Source organism: Pullulanibacillus pueri, from assembly GCF_014639255.1.
In the GTDB taxonomy this organism is placed as follows: domain Bacteria; phylum Bacillota; class Bacilli; order Bacillales; family Sporolactobacillaceae; genus Pullulanibacillus; species Pullulanibacillus pueri.
Genome location: NZ_BMFV01000020.1, coordinates 28,173 through 51,556 on the forward strand (window position 1 = coordinate 28,173; position 23,384 = coordinate 51,556).

General features: G+C 43.9%; 20 protein-coding genes. 17 read left to right on the forward strand and 3 right to left on the reverse strand.

All coding sequences use genetic code 11. The annotated features are described in order from the left end of the window. Positions 1–420 precede the first annotated feature (420 nt). Positions 421–1,422 (reverse strand): DUF3231 family protein, encoded by a 1,002-nt coding sequence (locus IEV91_RS13015; protein WP_188497849.1) that lies wholly within the window; start codon positions 1,420–1,422, stop codon positions 421–423. 390 nt (positions 1,423–1,812) lie between these two features. Here IEV91_RS13015 and IEV91_RS13020 point away from each other — a divergent pair, with 390 nt between their 5' ends. From IEV91_RS13020 to IEV91_RS13065, 10 genes are all read left to right on the forward strand, one after another. After that, entirely contained in the window at positions 1,813–2,262 is a 450-nt protein-coding gene (locus IEV91_RS13020; protein WP_188497850.1) for an Lrp/AsnC family transcriptional regulator, read from the forward strand. A 771-nt stretch (positions 2,263–3,033) separates the two neighbouring features. Further along, positions 3,034–3,975 carry a nickel ABC transporter permease gene (gene nikB, locus IEV91_RS13025; RefSeq protein ID WP_188497851.1) on the forward strand — a complete coding sequence of 314 codons (942 nt, stop codon included), beginning with the start codon at positions 3,034–3,036 and terminating at the stop codon, positions 3,973–3,975. A gap of 29 nt (positions 3,976–4,004) precedes the next feature. Continuing rightward, entirely contained in the window at positions 4,005–4,904 is a 900-nt protein-coding gene (locus IEV91_RS13030; RefSeq protein ID WP_188497852.1) for an ABC transporter permease, read from the forward strand. Between the two features lie 15 nt (positions 4,905–4,919). Next, positions 4,920–6,476: a glutathione ABC transporter substrate-binding protein gene (locus IEV91_RS13035; protein ID WP_188497853.1), complete on the forward strand. Its 1,557-nt coding sequence runs from the start codon at positions 4,920–4,922 to the stop codon at positions 6,474–6,476. Between the two features lie 11 nt (positions 6,477–6,487). Then, the gene (locus IEV91_RS13040) at positions 6,488–7,480 is read left to right on the forward strand and encodes an ABC transporter ATP-binding protein (RefSeq protein WP_188497854.1); all 993 of its coding nucleotides are present in this window, start codon (positions 6,488–6,490) and stop codon (positions 7,478–7,480) included. Continuing rightward, on the forward strand, positions 7,446–8,438 hold the full coding sequence (locus IEV91_RS13045; RefSeq protein ID WP_188497855.1) for an ABC transporter ATP-binding protein: 993 nt from the start codon (positions 7,446–7,448) through the stop codon (positions 8,436–8,438). Before IEV91_RS13040 ends, IEV91_RS13045 begins: the two co-directional genes overlap by 35 nt. Positions 8,439–8,489: 51 nt before the next feature. Beyond that, positions 8,490–10,103, forward strand: a complete 1,614-nt coding sequence (locus IEV91_RS13050) for a gamma-glutamyltransferase family protein (protein WP_188497856.1) — start codon at positions 8,490–8,492, stop codon at positions 10,101–10,103. 67 nt (positions 10,104–10,170) lie between these two features. Continuing rightward, positions 10,171–10,746 carry a chromate transporter gene (locus IEV91_RS13055; protein WP_188497857.1) on the forward strand — a complete coding sequence of 192 codons (576 nt, stop codon included), beginning with the start codon at positions 10,171–10,173 and terminating at the stop codon, positions 10,744–10,746. Beyond that, on the forward strand, positions 10,739–11,275 hold the full coding sequence (locus IEV91_RS13060; RefSeq protein ID WP_188497858.1) for a chromate transporter: 537 nt from the start codon (positions 10,739–10,741) through the stop codon (positions 11,273–11,275). Before IEV91_RS13055 ends, IEV91_RS13060 begins: the two co-directional genes overlap by 8 nt. An 86-nt stretch (positions 11,276–11,361) precedes the next feature. Then, positions 11,362–12,054: a hypothetical protein gene (locus IEV91_RS13065; protein ID WP_188497859.1), complete on the forward strand. Its 693-nt coding sequence runs from the start codon at positions 11,362–11,364 to the stop codon at positions 12,052–12,054. A 743-nt stretch (positions 12,055–12,797) separates the two neighbouring features. On the opposite strand, the gene IEV91_RS13070 is transcribed toward IEV91_RS13065, so the two are convergent. Continuing rightward, positions 12,798–13,718, reverse strand: a complete 921-nt coding sequence (locus tag IEV91_RS13070; RefSeq protein WP_188497860.1) for a hypothetical protein — start codon at positions 13,716–13,718, stop codon at positions 12,798–12,800. Positions 13,719–14,218: 500 nt separating this feature from the next. On the opposite strand from IEV91_RS13070, the gene spoIIID reads away from it, so the two are divergent. From spoIIID to fabZ, 6 genes are all read left to right on the forward strand, one after another. Further along, a complete protein-coding gene (spoIIID, locus tag IEV91_RS13075) occupies positions 14,219–14,497 on the forward strand; it encodes a sporulation transcriptional regulator SpoIIID (RefSeq protein ID WP_188497861.1) in 279 nt (92 codons plus the stop codon). 191 nt (positions 14,498–14,688) lie between these two features. Next, positions 14,689–15,690: a rod shape-determining protein gene (locus IEV91_RS13080; RefSeq protein ID WP_188497862.1), complete on the forward strand. Its 1,002-nt coding sequence runs from the start codon at positions 14,689–14,691 to the stop codon at positions 15,688–15,690. Positions 15,691–15,916: 226 nt separating this feature from the next. Further along, positions 15,917–16,729, forward strand: coding sequence for a flagellar hook-basal body protein (locus tag IEV91_RS13085; protein ID WP_188497863.1), 813 nt, complete (start codon positions 15,917–15,919; stop codon positions 16,727–16,729). Between the two features lie 48 nt (positions 16,730–16,777). Beyond that, complete coding sequence (locus IEV91_RS13090; protein WP_188497864.1) at positions 16,778–17,620, forward strand: flagellar hook-basal body protein; 843 nt, start codon at positions 16,778–16,780, stop codon at positions 17,618–17,620. Between the two features lie 156 nt (positions 17,621–17,776). Further along, the gene (locus tag IEV91_RS21740; protein WP_229745589.1) at positions 17,777–18,502 is read left to right on the forward strand and encodes a DNA-directed RNA polymerase subunit beta; all 726 of its coding nucleotides are present in this window, start codon (positions 17,777–17,779) and stop codon (positions 18,500–18,502) included. 138 nt (positions 18,503–18,640) lie between these two features. Further along, the gene (fabZ, locus tag IEV91_RS13100; RefSeq protein ID WP_188497865.1) at positions 18,641–19,078 is read left to right on the forward strand and encodes a 3-hydroxyacyl-ACP dehydratase FabZ; all 438 of its coding nucleotides are present in this window, start codon (positions 18,641–18,643) and stop codon (positions 19,076–19,078) included. A gap of 220 nt (positions 19,079–19,298) precedes the next feature. Here the strand turns inward: fabZ and IEV91_RS13105 are convergent, their stop codons facing one another. Continuing rightward, entirely contained in the window at positions 19,299–20,750 is a 1,452-nt protein-coding gene (locus tag IEV91_RS13105; RefSeq protein WP_188497866.1) for a SulP family inorganic anion transporter, read from the reverse strand. 763 nt (positions 20,751–21,513) lie between these two features. Between IEV91_RS13105 and asnB the strand changes: the two genes are divergently transcribed. Beyond that, complete coding sequence (gene asnB / locus IEV91_RS13110) at positions 21,514–23,361, forward strand: asparagine synthase (glutamine-hydrolyzing) (protein WP_188497867.1); 1,848 nt, start codon at positions 21,514–21,516, stop codon at positions 23,359–23,361. Positions 23,362–23,384 lie beyond the last annotated feature (23 nt).

Below are 23,384 nucleotides of genomic sequence, written 5' to 3' on the forward strand. Positions count from 1 at the left end.
TGACTGGACTCATAAAGGCAAAACAAGTGTAGGATTTGTAGGATTTTAGGGAAGCGCCACATTGACTCCAGTCAATGGCATTGTGAAGTTAAAGAAACTTCACTTATATAGTTCTTCAACCAAATGAAGAATCCCTTCTTATTATTTAAAAAATATAAAATAATTTTAAAAGTAAATGTATTTCGGAAAGCGAAAGAATGACATCAAAAAAACATTGAAAAACACCGTAGTTGCTTGGACTACGGTGCTTTTAGTCTCCTACATTCTGAGATATAAAAGGTGGGTAAAATAAGAATACCCTTTTAAAAATATTTTTAAACCTTTTAGTCAAATATTCTTAAAAGGAAGGTAGAAGGTTAGAGAATCAGGGCTTTTAAAGGAAAGGCGCAAGGTAAGTTTACTTCAAGCAGGAAAGCATAATCATAATAAGAGGTTATCGCGATCGACTGCTCCTGGTGGCTGCTCCATCCATTCATTTTTGATCAGTATTTTAGCACCATCTACCCCATAAGTTGAAATTTCTGAAGTGAGTTTAACATAATTTAAGCTTAAATCCCGACGGTGACATAAAGAAAGAGATATCCCATAATCTCCAATACAGGACTCGAGAAGTAAAGCAATCTGGGCCATAATTAGGCGATCAGAAAAGGTCAGTGTATTGGAGGTTGTAACTCCTGTATCCGATCGGACCGGCGTTTGGAGATCGCTTTCCTTTAAAAAACCAGAAAAAGTCTCAGCGTGCTTTTTAGCGATTTTCTTTCCTTTGTTGAGGAAATGTTTAACATCTTCATTTTGTGCAACCTGGCTAAAGCCTGTCATTAATGTAGCGATATTATTTTGAGTGGTAAGGTTCATAAAGAGGTTTGACACTTCGCCGCTGGTTAGTGGCCTTTGTTCGCCCCACCAACCGGCAAGAAATTGTGTTGATTTGATTAACTTATTTTCTTTTGGATAGGGGGTCAGAGGGCAGCGTATTTCCAGGCCCCTTTTAAGAAGAATATCGGTTGTTTGATTGAAAAGATCCGCTGTCGTTTCAAGAGATTCTGTAGTATAAGTACGAATATCCTCACGGCTAGACCCACTGAGAAAGGCTCCGTATGTTGCGAGACCTGTTTTGGTCATATTTTTGATATAGAATAAAAGGAAACTGTCAGTAAAAAGTGGGGGGGCCTCGGGATTATAATCTGAATCCGAATAGCCCCTTGGAATCGCAATACCTTCATTTTCAAATGTTTGGGAAATAAACTTTAGATGTGAGGTCGATAGCTTGATGGCATGCTTCAAAACGGAAATAATGTCACGATCCTTACAATGCCCTAAAAATTGCTTAATAAAGACGAGCGCCATACTATCAGCCATATAATTAGACCACAATCCTTGAATTTCGGCTGCGGTGAGTTGAGCTTTTGCATTCTGAAACATAAATACCACTCCAAAGAAAAGAATTTCTCGATAATCATAGGATGTAATACCAAGCGAAAAACATACATTTAGAATTGAATTTAATGTAAATAAAAGGGATAACACAAAAGAATTGAACCTTTTGCACTAGGTAAAAAGACTCTATAATATGAAGAGGAATTAACAGTTTCTCGTTTAGAAAGGATTGCTAAGTAAGTCATTTTCTATATAATGAAAAATGACTGAACATTAGAAACAGTTGAAATGGAAGAGCGTAGTAACAGATGAAGCGCGCTTGAAGCAGAGAGAAAGAGGGGGTCTCATATTCCTCATCATGAATCTCGAACCATATTTTTACTGTTGATAATGCTAAGGGGGATACTTAGAAGAGTGATAAGTGGGTGAAAGAAAATGCGTATTGATGATATCGACAAACGAATTTTAGAGCTTCTGACTGAGAATGGCCGCATGTCTTATGTAGATATTGGTAAAGAGCTCAGCATGTCAAGAGTTTCTGTCCGGGAGCGTGTCAATCAACTGAGTGAAAAGGGAATTATTGAAAAATTTAGTGTTGTCATTAACTCGGAGCTGGCAGGGAAAACAGTGTCTGCCTTTTTCGAAGTGGATTGTGAGCCGTCCTCACTCGTTACGGTCGCGGAAACGTTGGTCAATAACCCCGTGGTGGCGAGTTGTTATCAGATGACAGGACCAAGCACACTCCATATGCACGTTTTGGTCGAGGACTTTCAAGCGCTTGAAAAATTTATTAACGAGGAAATTTATACACTTGAGGGAATAACGCGCGTAGATAGCCATATCTTGCTAAGGCGCTTTAAAAGCAGAAATGGCTTAAAACTTTAAGTGAATGGAAAATCCGATTACTCATTTGTATTAAAAGGTGGAGAATGGCTCAAAGCGATTCTCCACCTTTTTGGGTTTTAGGGGATGAAGTAAGTTGCGACGTGAAGGCTCTTCTGGCGCTCTTACTTTATTTACGGCTTAACAACCATTGTGACAGAATTCTCGTCTTTCCGTTATGACTATTTGTGAGTTGTGATATCCCTTTTGTTCATCAGCAGCTCCTTATGTGTGTCCGCCACGTTTATTTGTTCGATTTGGGCATGATTCGGGCGCCATTTGAGAGTAATAGCTGTCTTTTGTGAGTGAAGCGCCTCTTATGTACGAGCTCCGTCCGATGTATATCCACTCATCCATTACGTCGCACTCTTTATCAAGAGCAACAAAGGGTGAATTTAAAGGCGAAAAAGAGAAAAAAATCCTAGGGGGTGTAAAGTGCGATTGTTAAGACAATGTAAACGCATTCTATTAACTTCGAATAAGTGCGCAATTAATATTTTTCTAAAAATTCCATTGATTATCTGGAGGGATTGACCTATAATCTTTTATAAATTAATTTCTTTTGTTAAGTTTATTTGCAATATTAACTTACTTTTGTATGATCTTTTGGTTTTATGAATAACAAAGGGAGAGGAGTAGGTAAAAAATAGGGATTTTAGTAAAGAGATTGGATAGTCATTTTTAATCATAACTAGACCTCTAGACCAGTAAGAAAGACCTATTGAAGAGAAGGCCATTTCAAAGGTTTTGGCCTGATGAAGTGAGGTGTTTGTAGTGTCAGCATTAATCATTCGTAGATTTATCCAAATGATTTTTTTACTTATTGGGATCTCATTTATTGTTTTTATCAGTATGCATTTAGCACCTGGAGACCCTGCAAGTATTATCGGGGGGCCGACAGCAACCAAGGCCGATATTCTTGGGATTCGTCAAAGGCTCGGGTTAGATCAGCCTATCCTTGTACAATATTGGAATTACTTAGTGGGTCTCCTCCATGGTGATTTTGGGGTATCTTTTCAGACACAACGATCTGTGGCGGCTGAGCTTTTTACTCGACTTCCAAATACGATTAACTTAGCCATTGCTAGCGTTATTGTTTCAGTCATTATTGGTATTCCAGCGGGTATTATTTCCGCGCTTAAACAAAATTCTTGGTTAGATGTATTCAGTACCACTTTGTCGCTCGGAGGGATATCCATCCCTAACTTTTGGTTAGGCGCCATGTTAATCCTTGTCTTCGCCGTTCACTTTCAATGGCTTCCTGTCGGAGGACTGGATGCACCCTTTTGGACATTACAAGGTTTCAAAGAAATGATTCTACCAGCGATAACGTTAGGGACGGGATCGGCCGCTATGATTGCCCGAATGGGGCGCTCTTCAATGCTTGAAATTATACATTCTGATTTTGTACGTACCGCCCGGGCAAAAGGGGTGAAGGAACGGGTTGTCATTTGGGTGCATTGTTTAAGGAACGCCATGATTCCGGTTATTACCGTTATTGGCTTGAACTTTGGCTTTCTATTAGGCGGGACCATAATTACCGAGCAAGTCTTCGCGATCAATGGAATTGGGCGTTTGATGATTGAATCCATCGGCTCACGAGATTTCCCAATGGTTCAAGGTGCCGTGTTACTCGTCGCCGCCATTTTCGTCTTTGTGAACTTAGTCGTCGATATTGTTTACGCGTTGATCGATCCTCGGATTAATTATGATTAAGAACAACATGAAGGAGAAGGGGTGAAAAGATGCAACCGGAAGTGACACAAGCAGATGTAGTGATACCTGAGCCTAAGAAAGCAAGTCATAAGATAAGTCAAACGTTTAAGAAACTCTTGAAATATAAACTTGCCGTTGTCGGCTTAATCATAATTGGCATTCAAATAGTGATGGCTTTAGGCGCAAATTGGTTAACAAGCTATGATCCGCTCACTCAAAATTTATCGTTAGTGAATGCACCACCAGGTAGTGCGGGCCATTGGCTAGGGACCGACAATTATGGCAGGGACATGTGGAGTCGTTTGTTATATGGTGCAAGAATTTCTCTTATTGTTGGCTTCATTTCCGTAGTTGTGGGGACTTTCTTTGGTGTTTTGCTAGGACTCCTAGCAGGTTATTACAAATTTTTAGATGGACTGATTATGAGATTGTCGGATTTGATGTTTGCATTCCCTGGTATTTTACTTGCGTTATTAATTGTTGCAGTCCTAGGTTCAAGTCTTACGAACGTCGTGATTGCCATTAGTATTTGGTCGATTCCAAGCTGTGCCAGAATCGTTCGTGGCAGTGTTCTGAGTGTTAAGAAACAGGAGTATATTACGGCAATGCGATCACTGGGTTCAAGTGACCGGAGGATTTTATTTAAACATATTTTACCCAACTGTACAGCGCCAATCATTGTCTTTGCCACGATGCACATGGCGACAGCTATTTTATCGACCTCTTCACTCAGTTTCTTAGGCTTAGGGGCTGAACCAGCAACCCCGGAATGGGGCGCGATGATTGCTGCGGGGCAACAATTTATGTGGCAGGCGCCGCACATGGTGATTATTCCAGGGATTGCGATTATGCTCGTCGTCTTTGCCTTTAATGTTGTGGGCGATGCGTTAAGAGATTTACTCGATCCAAATATGAAAAAACAGGGGTAGTAGGAGGAGAGCAGAGTGAAAAGAATTGGATTCAGTATTTTGGCGTTTTTAGTGCTCGTCGGGATTGTACTAACAGGATGTAGTAGTTCAGGAGCAAGCGGTGGAAGTGCTTCGAGTGGCGGATCGGGGTCGAGTGGAAAGGCCCAAGAGATGACGTTCGCGCAAACCTCAAAAGTTGTTGGTTTATCTCCCACGATGACCAATGATTCCGTTTCGCAAAATGTCCTCAATCAAATTTATGAAACACTCTTTACCCGGGATCCAGAAACAATGGAAATAAAGCCTAACCTGGCAAAATCCTATGAGACGCCAGACGATAAGACCTGGGTTATTCATCTGAATAAGGGGATTAAGTTTTCAGATGGAACACCGCTCAATGCCGAAGCCGTTAAATATACTTTTGATAAATTAAGAGATCCGAAAACAGGGGCACCAAGAGCTTCGCTTCTATCCGCGGTAGATTCTATCACGACACAGGATGATTTGACGGTCGTCATCAAAACGAAAAAACCTTATGGCCCGATGTTAGCCGCTCTTTCCCATGGGAACTCAGCGATTATTAGTCCGACCGCTGATAAAAAACAGGATCTAATGAAAAAACCCGTAGGATCAGGCCCCTTTATGTTAAAGGAATGGGTTCCTGGTGATCATGTAACCTTGGTCAAGAATCCGGATTATTGGAAGGGTCCAGCAAAGCTTGACAAGGTCACCTTTAAAGTCGTCCCTGATGTCAATACAGAAATATCGATGCTACAAACTGGGCAGGTTGATTTTATTGAAAATGTCCCCTCTGAACAATGGGACCGTGTCCAAAACTTAAAAGGGATTAAAACCACTAAGAAAGCAGGCACTGCCGTCTCTTACTTAGGTTTCAATCTTCGCCGTGAACCGATGAACAATCTTGAGTTTCGAAAAGCGATTTCTTATGCCATTGATCGAGATGCCTACGTCAAGCAACTCAATGGCTTAGGAACAAAATCGAATAGTATCATTGGTCCGAAAATCTTTGGCTACGATAAATCAGCTGAAAGTCTAGGGTATGATTATGACCCTGAGAAAGCTAAACAAATCATAAAAGAAAACGGATGGGACGGAAAACAGATTGATCTCCTTGTTGCCAACACAGCCGCCTATATGCAAATGGGGCAAATCGTCCAGGATCAACTGAAAAAAGTGGGGATTAACGCCAAAATACGGACGATGGAATGGGGAACCTTCCTCGATGTCAGTAAGCAAGATAAGTTTGATATGACCTTCCTAGGGTGGTCCAATAGCACGGCCGATGGCAGCGAACTTCTCTATCCGAACCTTGGGGGAGATAACATTGGGGCATCAAATGTTGTTGCCTTTAACAACAAAAAATTTAACACATTAGTCGATGAATCTCGTTATACCGTGGACCAGGATGTGCGGAAGGAAAAATTAAAAAAAGCGAATGAGCTCGCGATAAAACAGGCCCCGTGGGTTGTGATGGACCATGGTGTTGTGACAGGTGCTTATAAAGACGATATAGAAGGGATCGATATTCTCCCAACAGGGGATTGGTTCTTATACAACGTCTCAAGAAAGTAGGGGAGCGTAAAATGACGGACATTCTACAAATCGAAAATTTGAATATCCATTTTAGAACGGCTGAGGGCTCCCTCTCCGCCGTTCACGACCTTTCTTTTTCAGTAAAAAAGGGAGAAACTGTTTGTGTTGTCGGTGAATCGGGCTGTGGTAAAAGTATCAGTGCCTTATCCATAATGGGATTGCTCCCAGAAAATGGGCATATTGCCCAAGGGAAGATCCTATTCGAGGGGACCGATCTGCTCAGCTTAAAGCCAGACCAAATGCGTAAGATGAGAGGGAATAAAATATCGATGGTATTTCAAGAACCGATGACAGCTCTTAATCCTGTGTTCACGATAGGCTATCAGCTCCGCGAGCCCTTAAGAATACACCAAGGTTTCAGTAAAAAGCAGGCACATGTCAAAGGGATCGAGCTTTTAAAGCAAGTCGGACTTTCTCTTCCGGAACAAAGAATGAAGCAGTATCCTCATGAATTGAGCGGGGGTATGAGACAACGGGTCATGATTGCAATGGCGTTAGCGTGCCACCCGCAAATCCTGATTGCTGATGAACCAACAACAGCTCTGGATGTGACAATTCAAGCTCAAATCCTTGATTTAATTAATGACATGAAAGAACAGTTAGGGACGAGTGTGGTCATGATTACGCATGATATGGGAGTGGTCGCTGAAACAGCCGATCGCGTCGTTGTCATGTATGCTGGAGAAATTGTAGAAGAGGGGGATGTGGAAACGGTTTTTAATGACCCCCAGCATCCTTATACCAAAGGGCTTTTAGCCTCCGTTCCCAAGGTGGAGGGTGAACTCACTCAGCTTCAAGCCATTCCTGGCTCACTTCCTAATTTAGGGGAAGCCATTGTAGGCTGTCGGTTTCAGTCAAGATGCCCTTTCGCGATGGATATCTGTCGCTCGCAAGCGCCCCCTATTTATGAAGAAAACGGTCATCAAACGAGATGCTGGATGAAGGAGGGTGAGTCAATTGCCGACAACATTGTTCCAAGTTAAAAATGTCAAAAAACATTACCCAATTAAGGGCGGCATACTGCGGCGAACCAAAAGTGAAGTGAAAGCAGTAAATGGGGTCTCGCTTGAGATTACTAAAGGAGAGACACTAGGTGTTGTTGGTGAATCGGGGTGTGGGAAGTCCACGCTAGGACGCGCGATATTAGGACTCGAACCTTTAACGGAGGGACAATTAATTTTTGCAGACCAGGACATTACACAGCTTTCAAGAAGGCAGTTAAAACCCTTTAAACGTGAAATGCAGATGATTTTTCAAGATCCTTATGCCTCCTTAAATCCTCGGCAAAGAATTGGGGCTGCTATTGAAGAGGCGATTAAAATCCATAACCCTATGAATGCGAAACAAAGACGGGAAAAAGTCCTTTCTTTATTAGAAGAAGTCGGTTTGAAGCGAGAGCATTATGGGCGGTTCCCACACGAGTTTAGTGGCGGCCAACGGCAACGGATCGGGATTGCCCGGGCATTAGCCTTACAGCCGTCATTTATTGTATGTGATGAGGCGGTATCAGCCCTGGATGTATCCGTACAAGCGCAAGTACTAAATCTCCTTAAAAAGCTACAAAGCAAATATGAACTGACTTATCTGTTTATCTCTCATGATTTGGGTGTTGTACGTTATATCTCTGATCGGGTATTAGTTATGTACTTAGGGAATATGGTTGAACTCGCCCCTTCTGAGGCTCTCTATGAAAATCCAGTTCATCCTTATACACAGGCGCTATTATCGGCTATTCCTCGAACCGTTCCGAATAAGGAAAGAGAAAGGATTAAGTTGATGGGCGAAATTCCAAGTCCGACAGATCCTCCGAAAGGCTGTGCTTTCCATACCCGTTGCCCTATCGCAACAGAATTATGTAGCCAAAGTAAACCCGAATGGCGAGCCGTTGGCGAGGGACATTATGCCGCCTGCCACTACGTGGGTGAAGAGCTTAATGCTTGATCGATAAAAAATGAATCCTACAGAGACTTAATCATTGAGAGGAGTGGAAGTATGTTGGGATTTGATCCTAATTGTCATCCCTATGCTATGAAACGCGGCCCTGTTTATGCGAAAAACGGGATGGTGGCTACGTCGCAACCCCTTGCGGCACAAGCGGGACTAGAAATTTTGCAAAAGGGAGGAAATGCGATTGATGCCGCGATCGCCACAGCCGCCTGTCTAACGGTGGTAGAACCCACTTCGAACGGGATCGGTAGCGATGCCTTTGCATTAATTTGGACAAAAGGGGCTTTGCACGGCTTAAACGCAAGTGGGCCAGCCCCTCAAGAGCTCTCCATCGAAGCTGTCAAAGCCAGGGGCCACGAAACAATGCCTGCACATGGTTTGACGCCCGTCACAGTCCCGGGCGCACCGGCTGCTTGGGCAGAATGCTCCCGTACATTTGGTCGCCTGCCTTTGCGTGAGACACTGGCTCCTGCAATTCGCTATGCTGAAGAAGGTTATCCTTTATCGCCGGTTCTTGGAAAGTTTTGGGGCAGGGCTTATCGCTCATTTAAGCAGCGCTTAACGGATGAGGTCTTTTCTCATTGGTTTGAAACATTTGCGCCAAAGGGCAGAGCGCCTAAAGTCGGAGAGATGTGGCAGTCCCCTGACCATGCTAAAACCTTGCGCGAGATCGCAGACACAGAGGCTGAATCCTTCTATAGAGGGGCATTAGCAGATAAAATAGATGCCTTTTCCCGCAAGTACAATGGTTTTATAAGGAAAGAGGATTTAGCGGCCTTTTCCCCGGAATGGGTTAAACCGATTTCCATCCATTATAAAGGATATGATGTTTGGGAGATCCCCCCCAATGGTCAAGGGCTTATCGCTTTAATGGCACTGAATATTCTCCAAGACTTGGATTTTCCTGAAAAGGACCATGTGGAGACATTCCATAAGCAAATTGAAGCTTTGAAGCTCGCCTTCGCCGATGGAAATAAATATATTACTGATGGACGCTTTATGAAGCAATCCATTGAAGGATTACTATCAAAAGAGTATGGGGCGACAAGACGGGCGTTAATAGGCGAAGACGCACTAACTCCAGCAGCAGGTGAACCGCCAAAAGGCGGCACAGTCTATCTAGCAACGGCCGATGGCGAAGGCAATATGGTGTCCTTTATCCAAAGTAATTATATGGGCTTTGGTTCTGGTATCGTCATCCCAGGCACAGGGATTGCACTGCAAAACCGTGGCCACAACTTTTCAATGGATCCGAATCATGAAAATGCTTTAACCCCTGGAAAACGCACTTATCATACAATTATTCCTGGCTTTTTAACTCAAGAAGGGCAGCCCATCGGTCCTTTTGGGGTCATGGGCGGCTTTATGCAGCCTCAAGGCCATTTGCAGGTAATCATGAATACGATAGATTTTCAGCTTCATCCCCAAGCGGCACTCGATGCGCCCCGTTGGCAGTGGATGCGTGATAAAACGGTGGAAGTAGAACCAACTTTTCCACACCATCTCGCCCAAGCATTAGCAGACCGAGGGCATGATATCCGGATTGCCCTTGAACCGAATGGTTTTGGTCGTGGGCAAATCATTTGGTATGACCAAGAAACAGGGTCCCTTGTCGGGGGTACAGAGTCGCGAACCGATGGACATATTGCCGCTTGGTAGGAGCGCGCGATATTAAGGTCAATAGATTTGCAGTTCTTAAAAAGATAAAAAAGAGAGTTTGGTGTATATGACGCTTTGGCATCTCTGTCTAGCATTCTTACGCGTCGGTCTTCTGGGATACGGTGGAGGCCCCTCCTCCATCCCACTTGTTCATAAAGAAGTCGTCGATAAATATGGTTGGATGACGGATGATGAGTTTGGGGATGTGCTCGCCTTAGGCAATGCCTTACCGGGACCGATTGCAACGAAGATGGCGGGATACATTGGCTGGCGAATCGCGGGTTTTTTTGGTATGCTGGTCGCGTTATTCGCTACGATCGTTCCAACGATTATCCTCATGGTTATCCTATTAACCTTCTTATTAACCTTTCAAGATAAAGGCTGGGTCAAGGGCATGACGCATGCTGTTGTCCCTGTTGTTGCTGTCATGCTAGCAACATTAACCTGGCAATTTTTTTCAAAGGCTAAAGAAGGCTTAGGCTGGTGGAAAGCCATTGTTTTGGTTGTCATCAGTGTTGTGTTAATGGAGGGTGTTGGTCTCCATCCTGCCATTGTGATCTTGGCGCTTCTCGTTTATGTCCTCGTGATGCCGAACAAGACACAGCAGTCTGAAGTGAAAAGGGGGAAGTCTATAGATGGCTAATTTATGGCATATCTTCTTAGCCTTTTTCATTCCAGGTATCGTTGGCTACGGTGGAGGTCCGGCTTCCATTCCGCTGATTGAGAATGAGGTTGTCCAACATTATCACTGGTTAACAGTGAATGAATTTAGTCGAGTGTTAGCACTTGGAAATTCGCTGCCTGGACCGATAGCAACCAAAATGGCGGGTTATATTGGGTTTGAACAAGGGAATATTTTGGGTTTAGTCATAGGGTTGTTAGCGACTGTTGCCCCCTCTATTCTATTGATGATCGTGCTTTTGAAGCTATTAGATCGCTTTAAAAAGTCACCTAAGGTCAAACGATTAACCCTGCTCATTCGTCCAACAATTGCGGTGTTACTCGCGGTCATGACGTATGAATTTCTTCGGAGCTCCTTTGTGGAAGGCGGCGCCTTTCAGACCGTGTTTTTAATCATTGTCAGCTTTGTCCTGCTCGAAAGGCTGAAGATTCATCCCGCCTTTGTGATCTTAGGCTCCTTATGCTACGGCGCTATCTTTATGGCCAGCTAAAGCCTCTTGCAGGCCCTCCTTCTATAGCAACGGTCAAAGCAATATAGAGAAAAACCGGTCACCAGAGAAGGCGGGTGGCGCCCGTTTTGAAGGAGAAGAGAAAAAATGGTCATCAGAGCGGGCAGGTGGCGCCCGTTTTGAAGGAGAAGAGAAAAATTGGTCACCAGAGCGGTCGGGTGGCGCCCGTTTTGAAGGAGAAGAGAAAAATTGGTCACCAGAGAAGGCTGGTGGCGCCCGTTTTGAAGGAGAAGAGAAAAAATGGTCATCAGAGCGGTCGGGTGGCGCCCGTTTTGAAGGAGAAGAGAAAAATTGGTCACCAGAGCGGGCAGGTGGCGCCCGTTTTGAAGGAGAAGAGAAAAACCGGTCACCAGAGAAGGCGAGTGGCGCCCGTTTTGAAGGAGAAGAGAAAAATTGGTCACCAGAGCGGTCGAGTGGCGCCCGTTTTGAAGGAGAAGAGAAAAATTGGTCACCAGAGCGGGCAGGTGGCGCCCGTTTTGAAGGAGAAGAGAAAAAACGGTCACCAGAGAAGGCGAGTGGCGCCCGTTTTGAAGGAGAAGAGAAAAAACGGTCACCAGAGCGGTCGGGTGGCGCCCGTTTTGAAGGAGAAGAGAAAAAATGGTCACCAGAGAAGGCGGGTGGCGCCCGTTTTGAAGGAGAAGAGAAAAAATGGTCACCAGAGCGGTCGGGTGGCGCCCGTTTTGAAGGAGAAGAGAAAAATTGGTCACCAGAGCGGTCGGGTGGCGCCCGTTTTCAAAGAGAACCTGAAAAACGAGCTATAAAACGACAATCCATGTATAAATTCATCCAGTAAAAAAATCAACTGCACTCCCGTGTTAAGAAACAATGGAGGTGCAGTTTGTCTTTGGTCATAGTGGCAGTTCATTAACTTATCCAAGGGGCACGGATCTCAGGACACGGTTTCGCGACACTGGCATCACGCATTTTCCGCTCTAATCTACTTGATTATTGCTGCTGCATTTTTGATATAAAAAATGCATAGTGCCTAGACACAGACGGGCTGTTCTGCTCTTTGACTAGTTTTCTGAAGGAATAAGAAAGCACAAAATTTTGGTCATCAGGAGTGTGGATTTACGCTTCAGAACGCTCGCTTTCCTCATGCCCACACGATGTGGGTAGGGTCGGCGTTCGACGCACAGGAAGTGCTAGCTTCGGCGTTGTCACACGGACGTGACGGGTTTAGTCGAAGTTCCTTAATGACGTGACGTTTTTAGCCGATCGTCCTTAGTGGCCTCTGCTAACTTGGGATGACAATCGATTTTCCCAAGTGGATCTTCGGACATGTGCGGTTCCCGAAGGACTCTAGTTTAGGCATCTGTGAGTCAGCGGCGCTGAGGAACACACTTTGTTTAAGTGTTCCGAATCTCGCGTCTTCCGCTGCAATCCACTTGATACTGACAAACCTTTTTGGTAAAAAAACTTTTTAATGTCCAACTAAATGAGGACCGGGCATGCTTTATGCCCGGTCCTTCTTACCTCAAACTTTTACTTCAACTTCCTTCTATTAAAAAGCTTTCATAGACACTGCGAGTTTTAAAACTCCGAGAGGATCGGTTTGACTGCTTATTTTATAGGTCATTTCGTGGTTCTGCCAAAACACTGTAATGCTCGGTGAGTCTTTCCAAGCATGAACGGTAATCGAGCCGATGGATTGTGGTGCAGGAAGCGTATGGCTTTCGAGATAATCGACAATTTCTTTGGCTAGCGTTTTTCCTGTATCGAATTGTGTCGTTTGGTTGGCAGGGTCAGTCGGAGTATCAATGCTTAGAGACCATCTGCCTTCGTTCCATATAATATAGGAATGGCCAGCGCCTGCGCTACTTTCTCCTTTAATATTATGACCAAGATCGATGTTGGGCTGATCCACCTGGTAGTAATGAGTGATCGCCTTTTTCGCCGCTGCCGAATTTTTATACTCTGTTCCTTCGACTGTTCCAATTGACTTCCCTTTTCCTGCCGCTCCACTATTGACCTCAGTCGGTTGATCAACTTCATATAATTTCACCTGATAGAACCACTTCTCAGATTTTGTGACCGAAGTTAAATATGTGCCCTCAGCAAGAGAAGCATCGGTAGGGAGAATAAGGGGTACGGAGGTTTTGAGAGCATGAGCCGTATCCTCCATCGCTTGGTGGATGGTCTTGGGAGGAGAACTTTGATGGGCGTCTTGACTGCTGTCTCCTTGATCATCCTGTGAGGAATCACTGGATGATGACTGCCCCGTTTGGCTGTCCGCGTTGTTTTGCGTGTCCTTCGCTTGGTTTTCAGCCTCACTTTTACCTGTGTTAGGGTTCGTTTGACTCGTCCCTTCATGAGACTCCGTTGCTTGGTCACTGTTTTTATTCGCATCCTTATTTGAACCGCAGCCGGCAAGAGGGAGGACAAGCAAGCAGAGAGGGATCAAAAGTTTTATGATCGTTGGCATAAGATTCACTTCCTTTTACATAAGTTTCAAGGGGGGCTGGCCCCCAACCAATGGTGTTATTTATGACTAAATTTACCCTATAGACTCCGGCTTAAAACAAAGGGTTTCACATGAATAGTAAAAACCTCAAAAATAGGCGCATCCCCAAAATGCTTAACCCTCATAGAACCCATGAACATGGCTTCAAATAATTAACCTGATATCGAAGGGAGATGTTCGGAAAAGGAAAATGAAAATTTCAAAAAATAAGCAGGACGTTAGAAGCTCAAACACGTGTGTAGTGCCCGTCTGAATAAAATCTTATATAAAAAATCATATAAAAACCCTTGTCCCTTCTGAGTTTTAGGCATATAACCGTTAGCGGTTTAATAAAATGTTACAAAACTCACAAAATGATCTGAGTTTGTGCAGGCAATGAGGGCTATAGGGTGGATTGTAAGTGACCTATTGCTGCCACCTATCTCATTTTGCATGTCTTAAATTTTTGGGAGGCGAGTGGTGTGCATGATTACATCAAAGAGCGAACAATCAAGATAGGCAGGCATATCGTGGAGACGAAAAAGACGGTTCGTGTGATTGCTAAGGAGTTTGGAGTATCCAAAAGTACCGTCCACAAAGATCTTACAGAGCGACTCCCCATTATTAACCCTGATTTAGCAAATGAGGTGAAGGATGTCCTTGATTTCCATAAATCAATCCGACATCTAAGGGGAGGGGAAGCAACACGAATAAAGTATAAAAAAGACTCTGAAGATACCGTTGAAAAAGTTGGTCAATAACCTTTCACACCCACTCTTTTTCTGATCCCGCTTTCCCTTGGAATACCGAAGACTATTGGTAGAAATTAAAATTGTAGTGATCCAAGTTTTTTCAATAAAAGACTCCCTATTGGGAAAAAATATGCTAAAATAAAAAGATGATATAAGTCGAAGTGTGACGAATAATAGGGCTCGTTATAGGGGGATAAGGAATGTTTTCAAGGGACATTGGGATAGACCTTGGCACTGCCAATGTTTTAATATATGTAAAAGGTCGTGGGATTGTTTTAAACGAACCATCCGTTGTTGCGATAGATACCAAAACGGGAAGAGCGCTTGCTGTCGGTGAAGAAGCACGGCGCATGGTCGGCCGTACACCTGGAAATATTGTGGCGATTAGACCTCTCCGAGATGGTGTTATTGCTGATTTTGAAATCACAGAAGTTATGCTCAAGTATTTTATCAATAAAATCAGAGTGAAGGGCTTTATGAGTAAGCCACGGATCTTGATTTGTACGCCAACAAACATCACCTCTGTTGAGCAGAAGGCTATACGTGAAGCAGCAGAAAAAAGTGGTGGTAAGCATGTGTATCTTGAAGAGGAACCAAAAGTTGCTGCGATTGGAGCTGGGATGGATATTTTTCAGCCAAGTGGAAACATGGTTATAGATATTGGCGGTGGCACAACCGATATTGCGGTGCTTTCCATGGGTGATATCGTCACCGCCACATCTACTCGAATTGCCGGAGATACATTTGACCAAGAAATTCTAAATTATATAAAAAGAGAGCATAAACTTCTCATAGGTGAACGCACTGCCGAAGATATCAAGATCGGGGTTGCAACAGCTTTTCCTGATTTGCGTACTGAGGAGATCACCATTCGTGGACGAGATATGGTGTCAGGCCTACCGAAAACACTTACTATATCCTCCAAAGAAATCCAAAAGGCGTTGCAAGAACCTGTGGATACGATCACACAGGCTGCAAAAAACGTATTAGAAAGAACGCCTCCAGAACTCTCTGCCGATATTATTGACCGAGGGATTATTTTAACGGGCGGTGGCGCACTGCTTCATGGTATTGATCAGCTGCTAGCGGAACAATTAAAGGTTCCTGTTGTTATCGCTGAGAATCCAATGACCTGCGTAGCTGAAGGCACAGGTCGTATGCTTGAACATTTGGACAAGCTTCCAAAGAAAAAATTAAGCTAATTGTCTACTAAGAAAAACTGGGCTTACACCAAGGCCTTATCCATGATGACAAGCTTAGACCATCCTTTTTAGAAACAAATATATGCATTGAAGGACTTTTAAGAAAAACGAGCGTCGTACGCCATTTGCAAGCAACGCTCAAGATGTGTACTTCAGTGAGTGGACAAGCTTAAGCTAAAGGTCCCCGGCTTTATCAAGAGAACTTTTGAAATAAAGGAGAAAACCGATGTTAAGAGGATACTACACGGCTGCTAGTGGCATGCTGGCGCAAATGCAACGTCAGCAAGTGCTGACCAATGATATAGCGAATGCGAATACACCGGGATATAAGGCTGACCAAACCAGCTTACGTTCATTTAAGGATGTGCTGATCAGTCGCTTGAGTGGCGTGTCTTCCAGCCAAAACCTTGGCGGGCTATCAACCGGTGTATACCTCCAAGAAGGCATTCCTGATTTTTCAATGGGGACATTGAATGAAACGGGGAAATCGACGGACCTAGCGTTAGTGCCCACAGAGGTTCCAGCCGATCAAAAAAACGGACAACCTGGCGCTCTATTTTTAACGGTTCAGCAAGCAGATGGTAGCACACGGTATACGAGAAATGGAAACCTTAGTGTGGATGCTTTGGGACGCCTAGAGACATCCGATGGCAACTTGATTTTAGGTACAAACAACCGACCAATCACAGTAAGCTCAGAGGATTTCCAAGTGGCTTCAGATGGTACAGTTTACGATAATGGTCGCGTGAGTGGGCAATTAAATATTGGTTATGCGGCTAATTCTGCCCAAATGGTTAAAGAAGGAAACGGTTTATATAAAGCAGGCGAGCAGGGTGCGGTTCTCCCTTCGGCGGTGGGAAATCAACAGATCGGCTATAGTATCAAGCAAGGCTTTTTAGAACAGTCTAACGTCTCCCCTGAAGAGGCTATGACAGATTTAATGAACACCTATAGAACTTTTCAGGCGAATCAGCAAGTGCTCAAAGCCTATGACCAAAGCATGCAGCTTGTAGCTAATAAAGTCGGACAAGTTGAATAACCGTTAGTTAAATCGAAACGGGAAGAGACATCCCAAGGAGGGTAACGCATGGATCGTTCAATGATTACTGCTGCTGTGTCTATGGGCCAGTTGCAAAAAGGTATGGACGTTATTTCAAATAATATCTCGAATCTAAATACGACGGGGTTTAAAGGTCGGAACGTATCTTTTTCGAGTTTGCTCGTTCAGTCAATGAATGAACAGCCCGATAAAAATCAAGATCTTGGACGGCTATCGCCATTAGGCGTGCGTTTTGGAAGTGGTTCAAGAGTTGCGGCCACTCAGATCGATCCAAGCCAAGGCAGTATTGAAAAAACGGATCGCGCCTTAGATTTTGCCTTAGGGAAACCGAATCAGTTCTTTACCATTCAAGTGAATGATGACGGGGGAGCTGAAACCCGTTATACGCGGAATGGGGCATTCTATTTACAAGAGGATGCACAAAATGCGAACCTTATGAATCTCGTAACGGCTGATGGGTCTTTTGTCTTGAATAACCAAGGGAATCGTATCCAAGTACCTGCGCAATTTAAGGACATTAAGGTGTCAAATACAGGGGCTATTACTGCCCAAAGACCAGGCACGTTAGACACTGTCAATGTTGGACAGCTAGGGGTAGTCAGCATTAAACATCCACAGTTATTAGAATCGATGGGGGATAGTGCCTTTACTTTGCCCGATCTTAATGCTCTCGGCTTAACGCGAGCAGATGTTTTTGATCAGCTGAATGCCGACGATCGAAGTGTCCAGCAGGGCGCATTAGAAGCTTCTAATGTTGACCTCACTGACCAGATGACACAATTAACAAACTTGCAAAGGTCTTACCAGTTTGACGCACGGGCCATCAGTATTTCCGATGATATGATGAACCTTATTAATTCAATGAGATAAGGAAAGTTTATGGGGATAAGGTGGAAACCATCAGGCATCAGAGGCAGCTGCCACCACACCGACTATCATGGCGATTAGGGTGTTTGGGTGGTTGCTCTCGTCTGTTGTGATAAAATCAACAGCAGTAAACAACTATGGGGAAAATGGAGTATGTTAATGATGAGTAATGCAAAAGGTTCAGAGGATAACAATTCGAATAAAAACCTCGCGCAGCATTCAAGTGACGAGAGGCCAAAAACCGGCGAAGAGAAGCCTCCGATGACTCATGAAGAAAAGCCTGTCCAGACGTCGAATTTAGGCAGTCCTAAACATGATGACCCCACGTCATCAAAGCCCGAAGATCATGATCATGGACGACAAGTACAGCCTGAAGCTGACAGCGACCATGAAGCACTTACTACTGAGGAAAAAGACGCAGGCTATCCAGCGATACATACTGCGGATCAAAATCATGAAGACGAACCTAGTGACGAAGCGGTTGACCAAACACGTGAATTTAACCCTAACGAACTTGCCGCCGCTATGGGAACAGGCGCCTTACCCGGGGACATAGGGACAGGAACCTTGTCCCAGTCCCAGCCCGTTGAAACACGAACGGCCAAGCGCGAGGGGTTAAAGCAAACAGAAAATGGTGAAAATGGAGAGGAAGAAGCGGCGACGCGACAAAAACGTCGTAAGGCTTTAAGGAAAGAGAAAAAACAGCTTAAGGTCAGAGCCTTTCCGATTTGGCTTCGCCTCGTTTTGTTGATCGTTTTAGCCTTTGTAGCTCTTGCCGTAGGCGCCATGATTGGCTATGGTGTGATTGGAAAAGGCAATCCAATGGATGTGTTCCATGTCGACACATGGAAGCATATTAAAGATCTCGTCACTAAAGGGACTTAATGATAGAAGCCATTCACGTCTCACTAGGATGATGGTGATTATAGTTTTCTTATGACTCTCTCACATGGCGGCCTATTATTATGCCGCTTTTGCCATGTGATTAAAAAAAATGATAGAACAAGGAAAGGCGGAATAGACATGCTAACAATAGACGAAATAAAAAAAATCCTACCTCATCGTTATCCTTTTTTACTAGTAGACCGTATTTTAGAACTTGAAACAGGTAAGCGTGCCGTCGGGCTTAAGAACGTCACAGCTAATGAAGATTTTTTCAACGGCCATTTTCCTGAATATCCGGTGATGCCAGGTGTTCTCGTCATTGAGGCCCTCGCCCAAGTCGGTGGCATTACGGTCCTTACTATGGAAGAAAACAAAGGACGCCTCGCTTTATTCACGGGCATCGATAACTGCCGGATTCGCCGCCAAGTGAAGCCTGGTGATCAACTCAAACTAGAAGTGGAACTCACTCGGTATCGCCGCAGCATGGGCAAAGGCCACGGTGTCGCTACAGTAGACGGCGAAATTGCTTGCGAAGCCGATTTTATGTTTGCTCTTGCTGATGCTGAAGAAGCTTAAGTTGAATGCATTTTGACGCAAGTCTATATGTACATAACATAACAAATCAAGCCAGACCCACCTGGATTTCCGAGGGGCGTCTGGCTTTTCAAATCTTTTTTAGGGTATTTGTCTCGCTATTGAGTGGAGTACCCTCGCTTGCTGCGGGAGATCCGGGCGTCCTCTCATGGCAATAAAAATAAAGATCTGTCAATTTTATATGACAGATCCTTACCTGCAATTAATGGCCTGATGTTCCTAATCCAATTTTATTCATCACATTTTTACTTTCATCATTAAGTCCAACAATTTTAACGCTCTTATTGTGCGCCTTATATTTTTCAATAACTTTAGAGATCCCGGTCACTGCCGAGTGATCCCAAATGTGAGAGTGTTCGAAGTTGATAATAATTGTGTTCGGATCATTACGCACTTCGAAAGTCTCAACAAAATGACTCATGGTGCCAAAGAACATTTGCCCAGAGACAGTATAAGTTTTTATCCCCTCTTCATTAACACCAACACTTGTATGAATCCTTGCAATCCGCCAGCCAAAGATAAGAGCACTAATAACGACCCCCACACCAACACCAATGGCAAGGTTACTAGTGAACACGACAATAATAACAGTGAGAATCATCGTGATAGCTTCTGCAACCGGCATTTTTCTTAGGTTTATGAGTGACTTCCAATCAAAAGTATTAATAGACACCATAAACATGACACCGACAAGAGCCCCCATAGGCACATTTTTAACAACAGGACTGAGTACCACGATAAGGACCATTAAGAATGCTCCAGCGATAAACGTGGATAGCCTTTTGCGCCCGCCAGATTGAACATTAATCACCGACTGTCCAATCATCGCACACCCAGCCATACCACCAAAGAATCCAGTGACGAAGTTAGCAAGACCAAGACCTCTGACCTCTTTATTTTTATCACTTTTCGTTTCCGTATATTCGTCGACAACCGTTGAAGTCATTAATGTCTCTAAAGAACCCACAACCGCCATAGATAATGAATAAGGAAAAATAACAGCTAACATGTGTAAAGAGAGTGGAACCGACGGAAGGTGAAAGGAAGGTAAATGGCTCGACATGTGACCTAAATCACCGACAGTTTTAACATCAATACCTGTTGCGTATTCAATAATAGTCATAATAATAATTGCAATAAGCGCTGCAGGGGCAGCCTTGGTAAACCGTGGAAGGATATAAATAATCGCGAGTGTACCTGCAACCATCGCATACATGATCCATGAGGCACCGTGAAAATGGACGAGCTGCGCCATAAAGATCATAATCGCGAGTGCATTAACAAAACCAATCATAACCGACTGTGGCACAAAGGTGATGAACCTCCCGAATTTTAATGCCCCAAAAATCATTTGGATTATCCCTGCGAGTATCGATGCGGCAAATAAATATTCGACACCGTATTTACTAACTAAAACACCAACAAGCATGGCTACTGACGCTGTTGCTGCCGAAATCATCCCTGGACGCCCACCAAAGAAAGAAAGGATGACTGGAATTATGAATGATGCATAAAGCCCAACCATGGGGTCAACCCCCGCTGCAATAGAGAAAGCAATCGCTTCTGGAATGAGCGCAAAGGAAACCGTCATGCCGGCTAAAACATCATTCTTGATGTTAGAAAACCAGTTGTCTTTAATTGTCTGTACGTTCAATATCACACCTCATTTATGATTAGATTACCTTCAGGCCACCTGAAAGTAGATCCGAACACAACAAAACCATTATAGTGTTTTTTTAAATATTTTACAAACACGAAGAATCGTTTAAAAGCCTCTTTAAAAACAAAAAACGTCAATAGGCTTGTATTTCCTCATCCATAGTTAAAATAAGATGTCAAAAACACCCCTTTGGATAGAAAAATAAGGAGGGCAACCTGTGGCTGTTACTCACAAAAGGTGAGCGACTCCAACAAAAGACGGGGGGATACACACGTAAGAAGGTGCTGACGCCTAAAAAAAGTCGGCCACATAACAAAAGGTCAAGCTGAAATAATAGCTAGTAGCAATGCGTGATATACAAAATTTAATAAACGGTCATATAACAGTGCAGGGCTTATCACTACTGGCGCCCCAAGAATAGGAGCGTTTTATGGATAACTCACAAGTTATCCATAAATTATCCAGTATCAACCCACAAGTTATCCACAATTATCCACAGGAATATGTGTACAACTTGCGAAATATAGAGAGAATTTTGACGGGAAAATAGCTTTTTTGTCAAAAATCCTTTTACTGGTGGGCTTTTACACATTTATACACAGCTTATCCACATTATGCACAGGCTTTCAATCTATGGTATCGTTACTTCTTACTGGATTCTAATACTTTCGTTCACACATCTGCTTCACTTGAATATGTTAGTTAATGGGCCTTTGCCTATGATCGATCGAGCACATGAATAAAGAGGTGTTGTGAAATGTGTGGCATAACTGGTTGGATTGATTGGAATAGAGATCTTCGCGGGGAAGAAGCGACTGTGCGAGCTATGGCTCAAACCCTTAATAAACGCGGGCCCGATGACTTAAATACGTACACATCGCCCTATGCAGCCCTTGGCCATGCGAGACTTACTGTCGTTGATCCCGAGGGCGGAAAGCAACCTATGACAAGAACACTTGGTGATCGGCATTATACTTTGGTCTACAATGGGGAGCTTTATAATACAGAAGAAATTCGCAGTGAACTCTATAAAAAAGGTCATCGTTTCCGTGGGCATTCCGATACAGAAGTACTCCTCACGTCTTATATGGAGTGGGGTCCCGATTGCCTTGAACGTTTTAATGGTATTTTTGCTTTTGTTATTTGGGATGAAAAGAAACAGCAAGCCTTTGCTGCCCGTGACCGTCTTGGCGTCAAACCGTTTTTCTACACTGAAAAAAATGGGCATTTTATTTTTGGTTCTGAGCATAAAGCGATTCTTGCTCATCCGGATATTGAACCGATTGTTGATCGCGAAGGACTTGCAGAGGTGTTCGGCTTAGGACCATCGAAAACTCCTGGACACGGTGTGTATAAAGACATTGACGAATTACGCTCAGGCCATGCCCTCCTGTTTTCACGTGAGGGATTAAAGGTGTGGAAGTACTGGGATGTCAAAAGTGCACCACACGAAGATAATGAAGAACAAACGATAGAAAAGCTGCGGGAACTTTTCAATGATGCTGTTGTTCGCCAGCTCGTCGCCGATGTACCTGTCGCTACCTTCTTATCTGGTGGTCTAGACTCAAGCGCGATTACCGCGGTCGCAGCACAAGAATACAAAAAACGTAACATGGAGCTCCATACTTATTCCATTGATTATGAAGGAAATGATCAATACTTTGAATCCAGCACATTTACTCCCGACCCCGATGGCCCTTGGGTTGAAAAGGTCACAAAGGCGCTAGGGACCAAGCATCATAGCTTAGTCATTGATCAACAGTCACTTGTGAAATACTTAACAGATTCAGTTCATGCCCGTGATCTCCCAGGTTACTCCGATATTGATTCTTCGATGCTGTGGTTTTGCGAAGGCATAAAGGAAGGGGCAACCGTCGCCTTATCCGGCGAATGTGCGGATGAAATTTTCGGAGGCTATCCATGGTTCCATAGCCCGGAAACCTCTGCGAAGGAGGGCTTTCCGTGGATGCGTTCAACTGAGGCTCGCCAAAACCTGCTTTCCGAGGAGTGGCGGCATAAGCTTCAGCTTCGCGAATATACCCTCAGTCGGTTTCAAGAGACGATTAATGAGACGCCAAAACTTGAAGGCGAATCAGAGATCGATGCCAAACGCAGACAATTGTTTTATTTAAATATGCATTGGTTTATGGCGGCGCTACTGGAACGGAAAGACCGAATGAGTATGGCGGCAAGCTTAGAGGTGCGTGTGCCGTTTGCTGATCACCGGATTGTGGAATACCTCTGGAATGTTCCTTGGGATATGAAAATGATGGATGGTAGAGAAAAAGGCCTCTTCCGCCGTGCGCTTAAAGGCGTATTGCCTGAAGATGTTCTCTATCGTAAAAAAAGCCCGTATCCGAAAACTTTTCATCCAGCCTACACTAAAGCCGTTGTCACCGAGTTCACTAATATTCTTAATGATCGCACATCCCCCATCCAAGAGCTTCTCGATAAAAAGCAGTTACAAACCATTTTAGAAACAGAAGGGAAATCCTTTGATGTCCCATGGTACGGTCAGCTTATGCAGGGACCACAATTGATTGCCCACCTGATTGAGATCAATACCTGGCTTAAGGATTATAATGTAAAAATTATTGACCAATAAGGACCAAAAAATTCCTGAGCATC

What these genes read in the sequence shown, in the direction of transcription:
- IEV91_RS13015 (WP_188497849.1), bottom strand. Translation starts at nt 1,422, where the DNA reads ATGTTTCAGAATGCAAAAGCTCAACTCACCGCAGCCGAAATTCAAGGA.
- IEV91_RS13020 (WP_188497850.1), top strand. Translation starts at nt 1,813, where the DNA reads ATGCGTATTGATGATATCGACAAACGAATTTTAGAGCTTCTGACTGAG.
- IEV91_RS13030 (WP_188497852.1), top strand. Translation starts at nt 4,005, where the DNA reads ATGCAACCGGAAGTGACACAAGCAGATGTAGTGATACCTGAGCCTAAG.
- IEV91_RS13040 (WP_188497854.1), top strand. Translation starts at nt 6,488, where the DNA reads ATGACGGACATTCTACAAATCGAAAATTTGAATATCCATTTTAGAACG.
- IEV91_RS13050 (WP_188497856.1), top strand. Translation starts at nt 8,490, where the DNA reads ATGTTGGGATTTGATCCTAATTGTCATCCCTATGCTATGAAACGCGGC.
- IEV91_RS13055 (WP_188497857.1), top strand. Translation starts at nt 10,171, where the DNA reads ATGACGCTTTGGCATCTCTGTCTAGCATTCTTACGCGTCGGTCTTCTG.
- IEV91_RS13060 (WP_188497858.1), top strand. Translation starts at nt 10,739, where the DNA reads ATGGCTAATTTATGGCATATCTTCTTAGCCTTTTTCATTCCAGGTATC.
- IEV91_RS13070 (WP_188497860.1), bottom strand. Translation starts at nt 13,718, where the DNA reads ATGCCAACGATCATAAAACTTTTGATCCCTCTCTGCTTGCTTGTCCTC.
- IEV91_RS13080 (WP_188497862.1), top strand. Translation starts at nt 14,689, where the DNA reads ATGTTTTCAAGGGACATTGGGATAGACCTTGGCACTGCCAATGTTTTA.
- IEV91_RS13085 (WP_188497863.1), top strand. Translation starts at nt 15,917, where the DNA reads ATGTTAAGAGGATACTACACGGCTGCTAGTGGCATGCTGGCGCAAATG.
- IEV91_RS13090 (WP_188497864.1), top strand. Translation starts at nt 16,778, where the DNA reads ATGGATCGTTCAATGATTACTGCTGCTGTGTCTATGGGCCAGTTGCAA.
- IEV91_RS21740 (WP_229745589.1), top strand. Translation starts at nt 17,777, where the DNA reads ATGATGAGTAATGCAAAAGGTTCAGAGGATAACAATTCGAATAAAAAC.
- fabZ (WP_188497865.1), top strand. Translation starts at nt 18,641, where the DNA reads ATGCTAACAATAGACGAAATAAAAAAAATCCTACCTCATCGTTATCCT.
- asnB (WP_188497867.1), top strand. Translation starts at nt 21,514, where the DNA reads ATGTGTGGCATAACTGGTTGGATTGATTGGAATAGAGATCTTCGCGGG.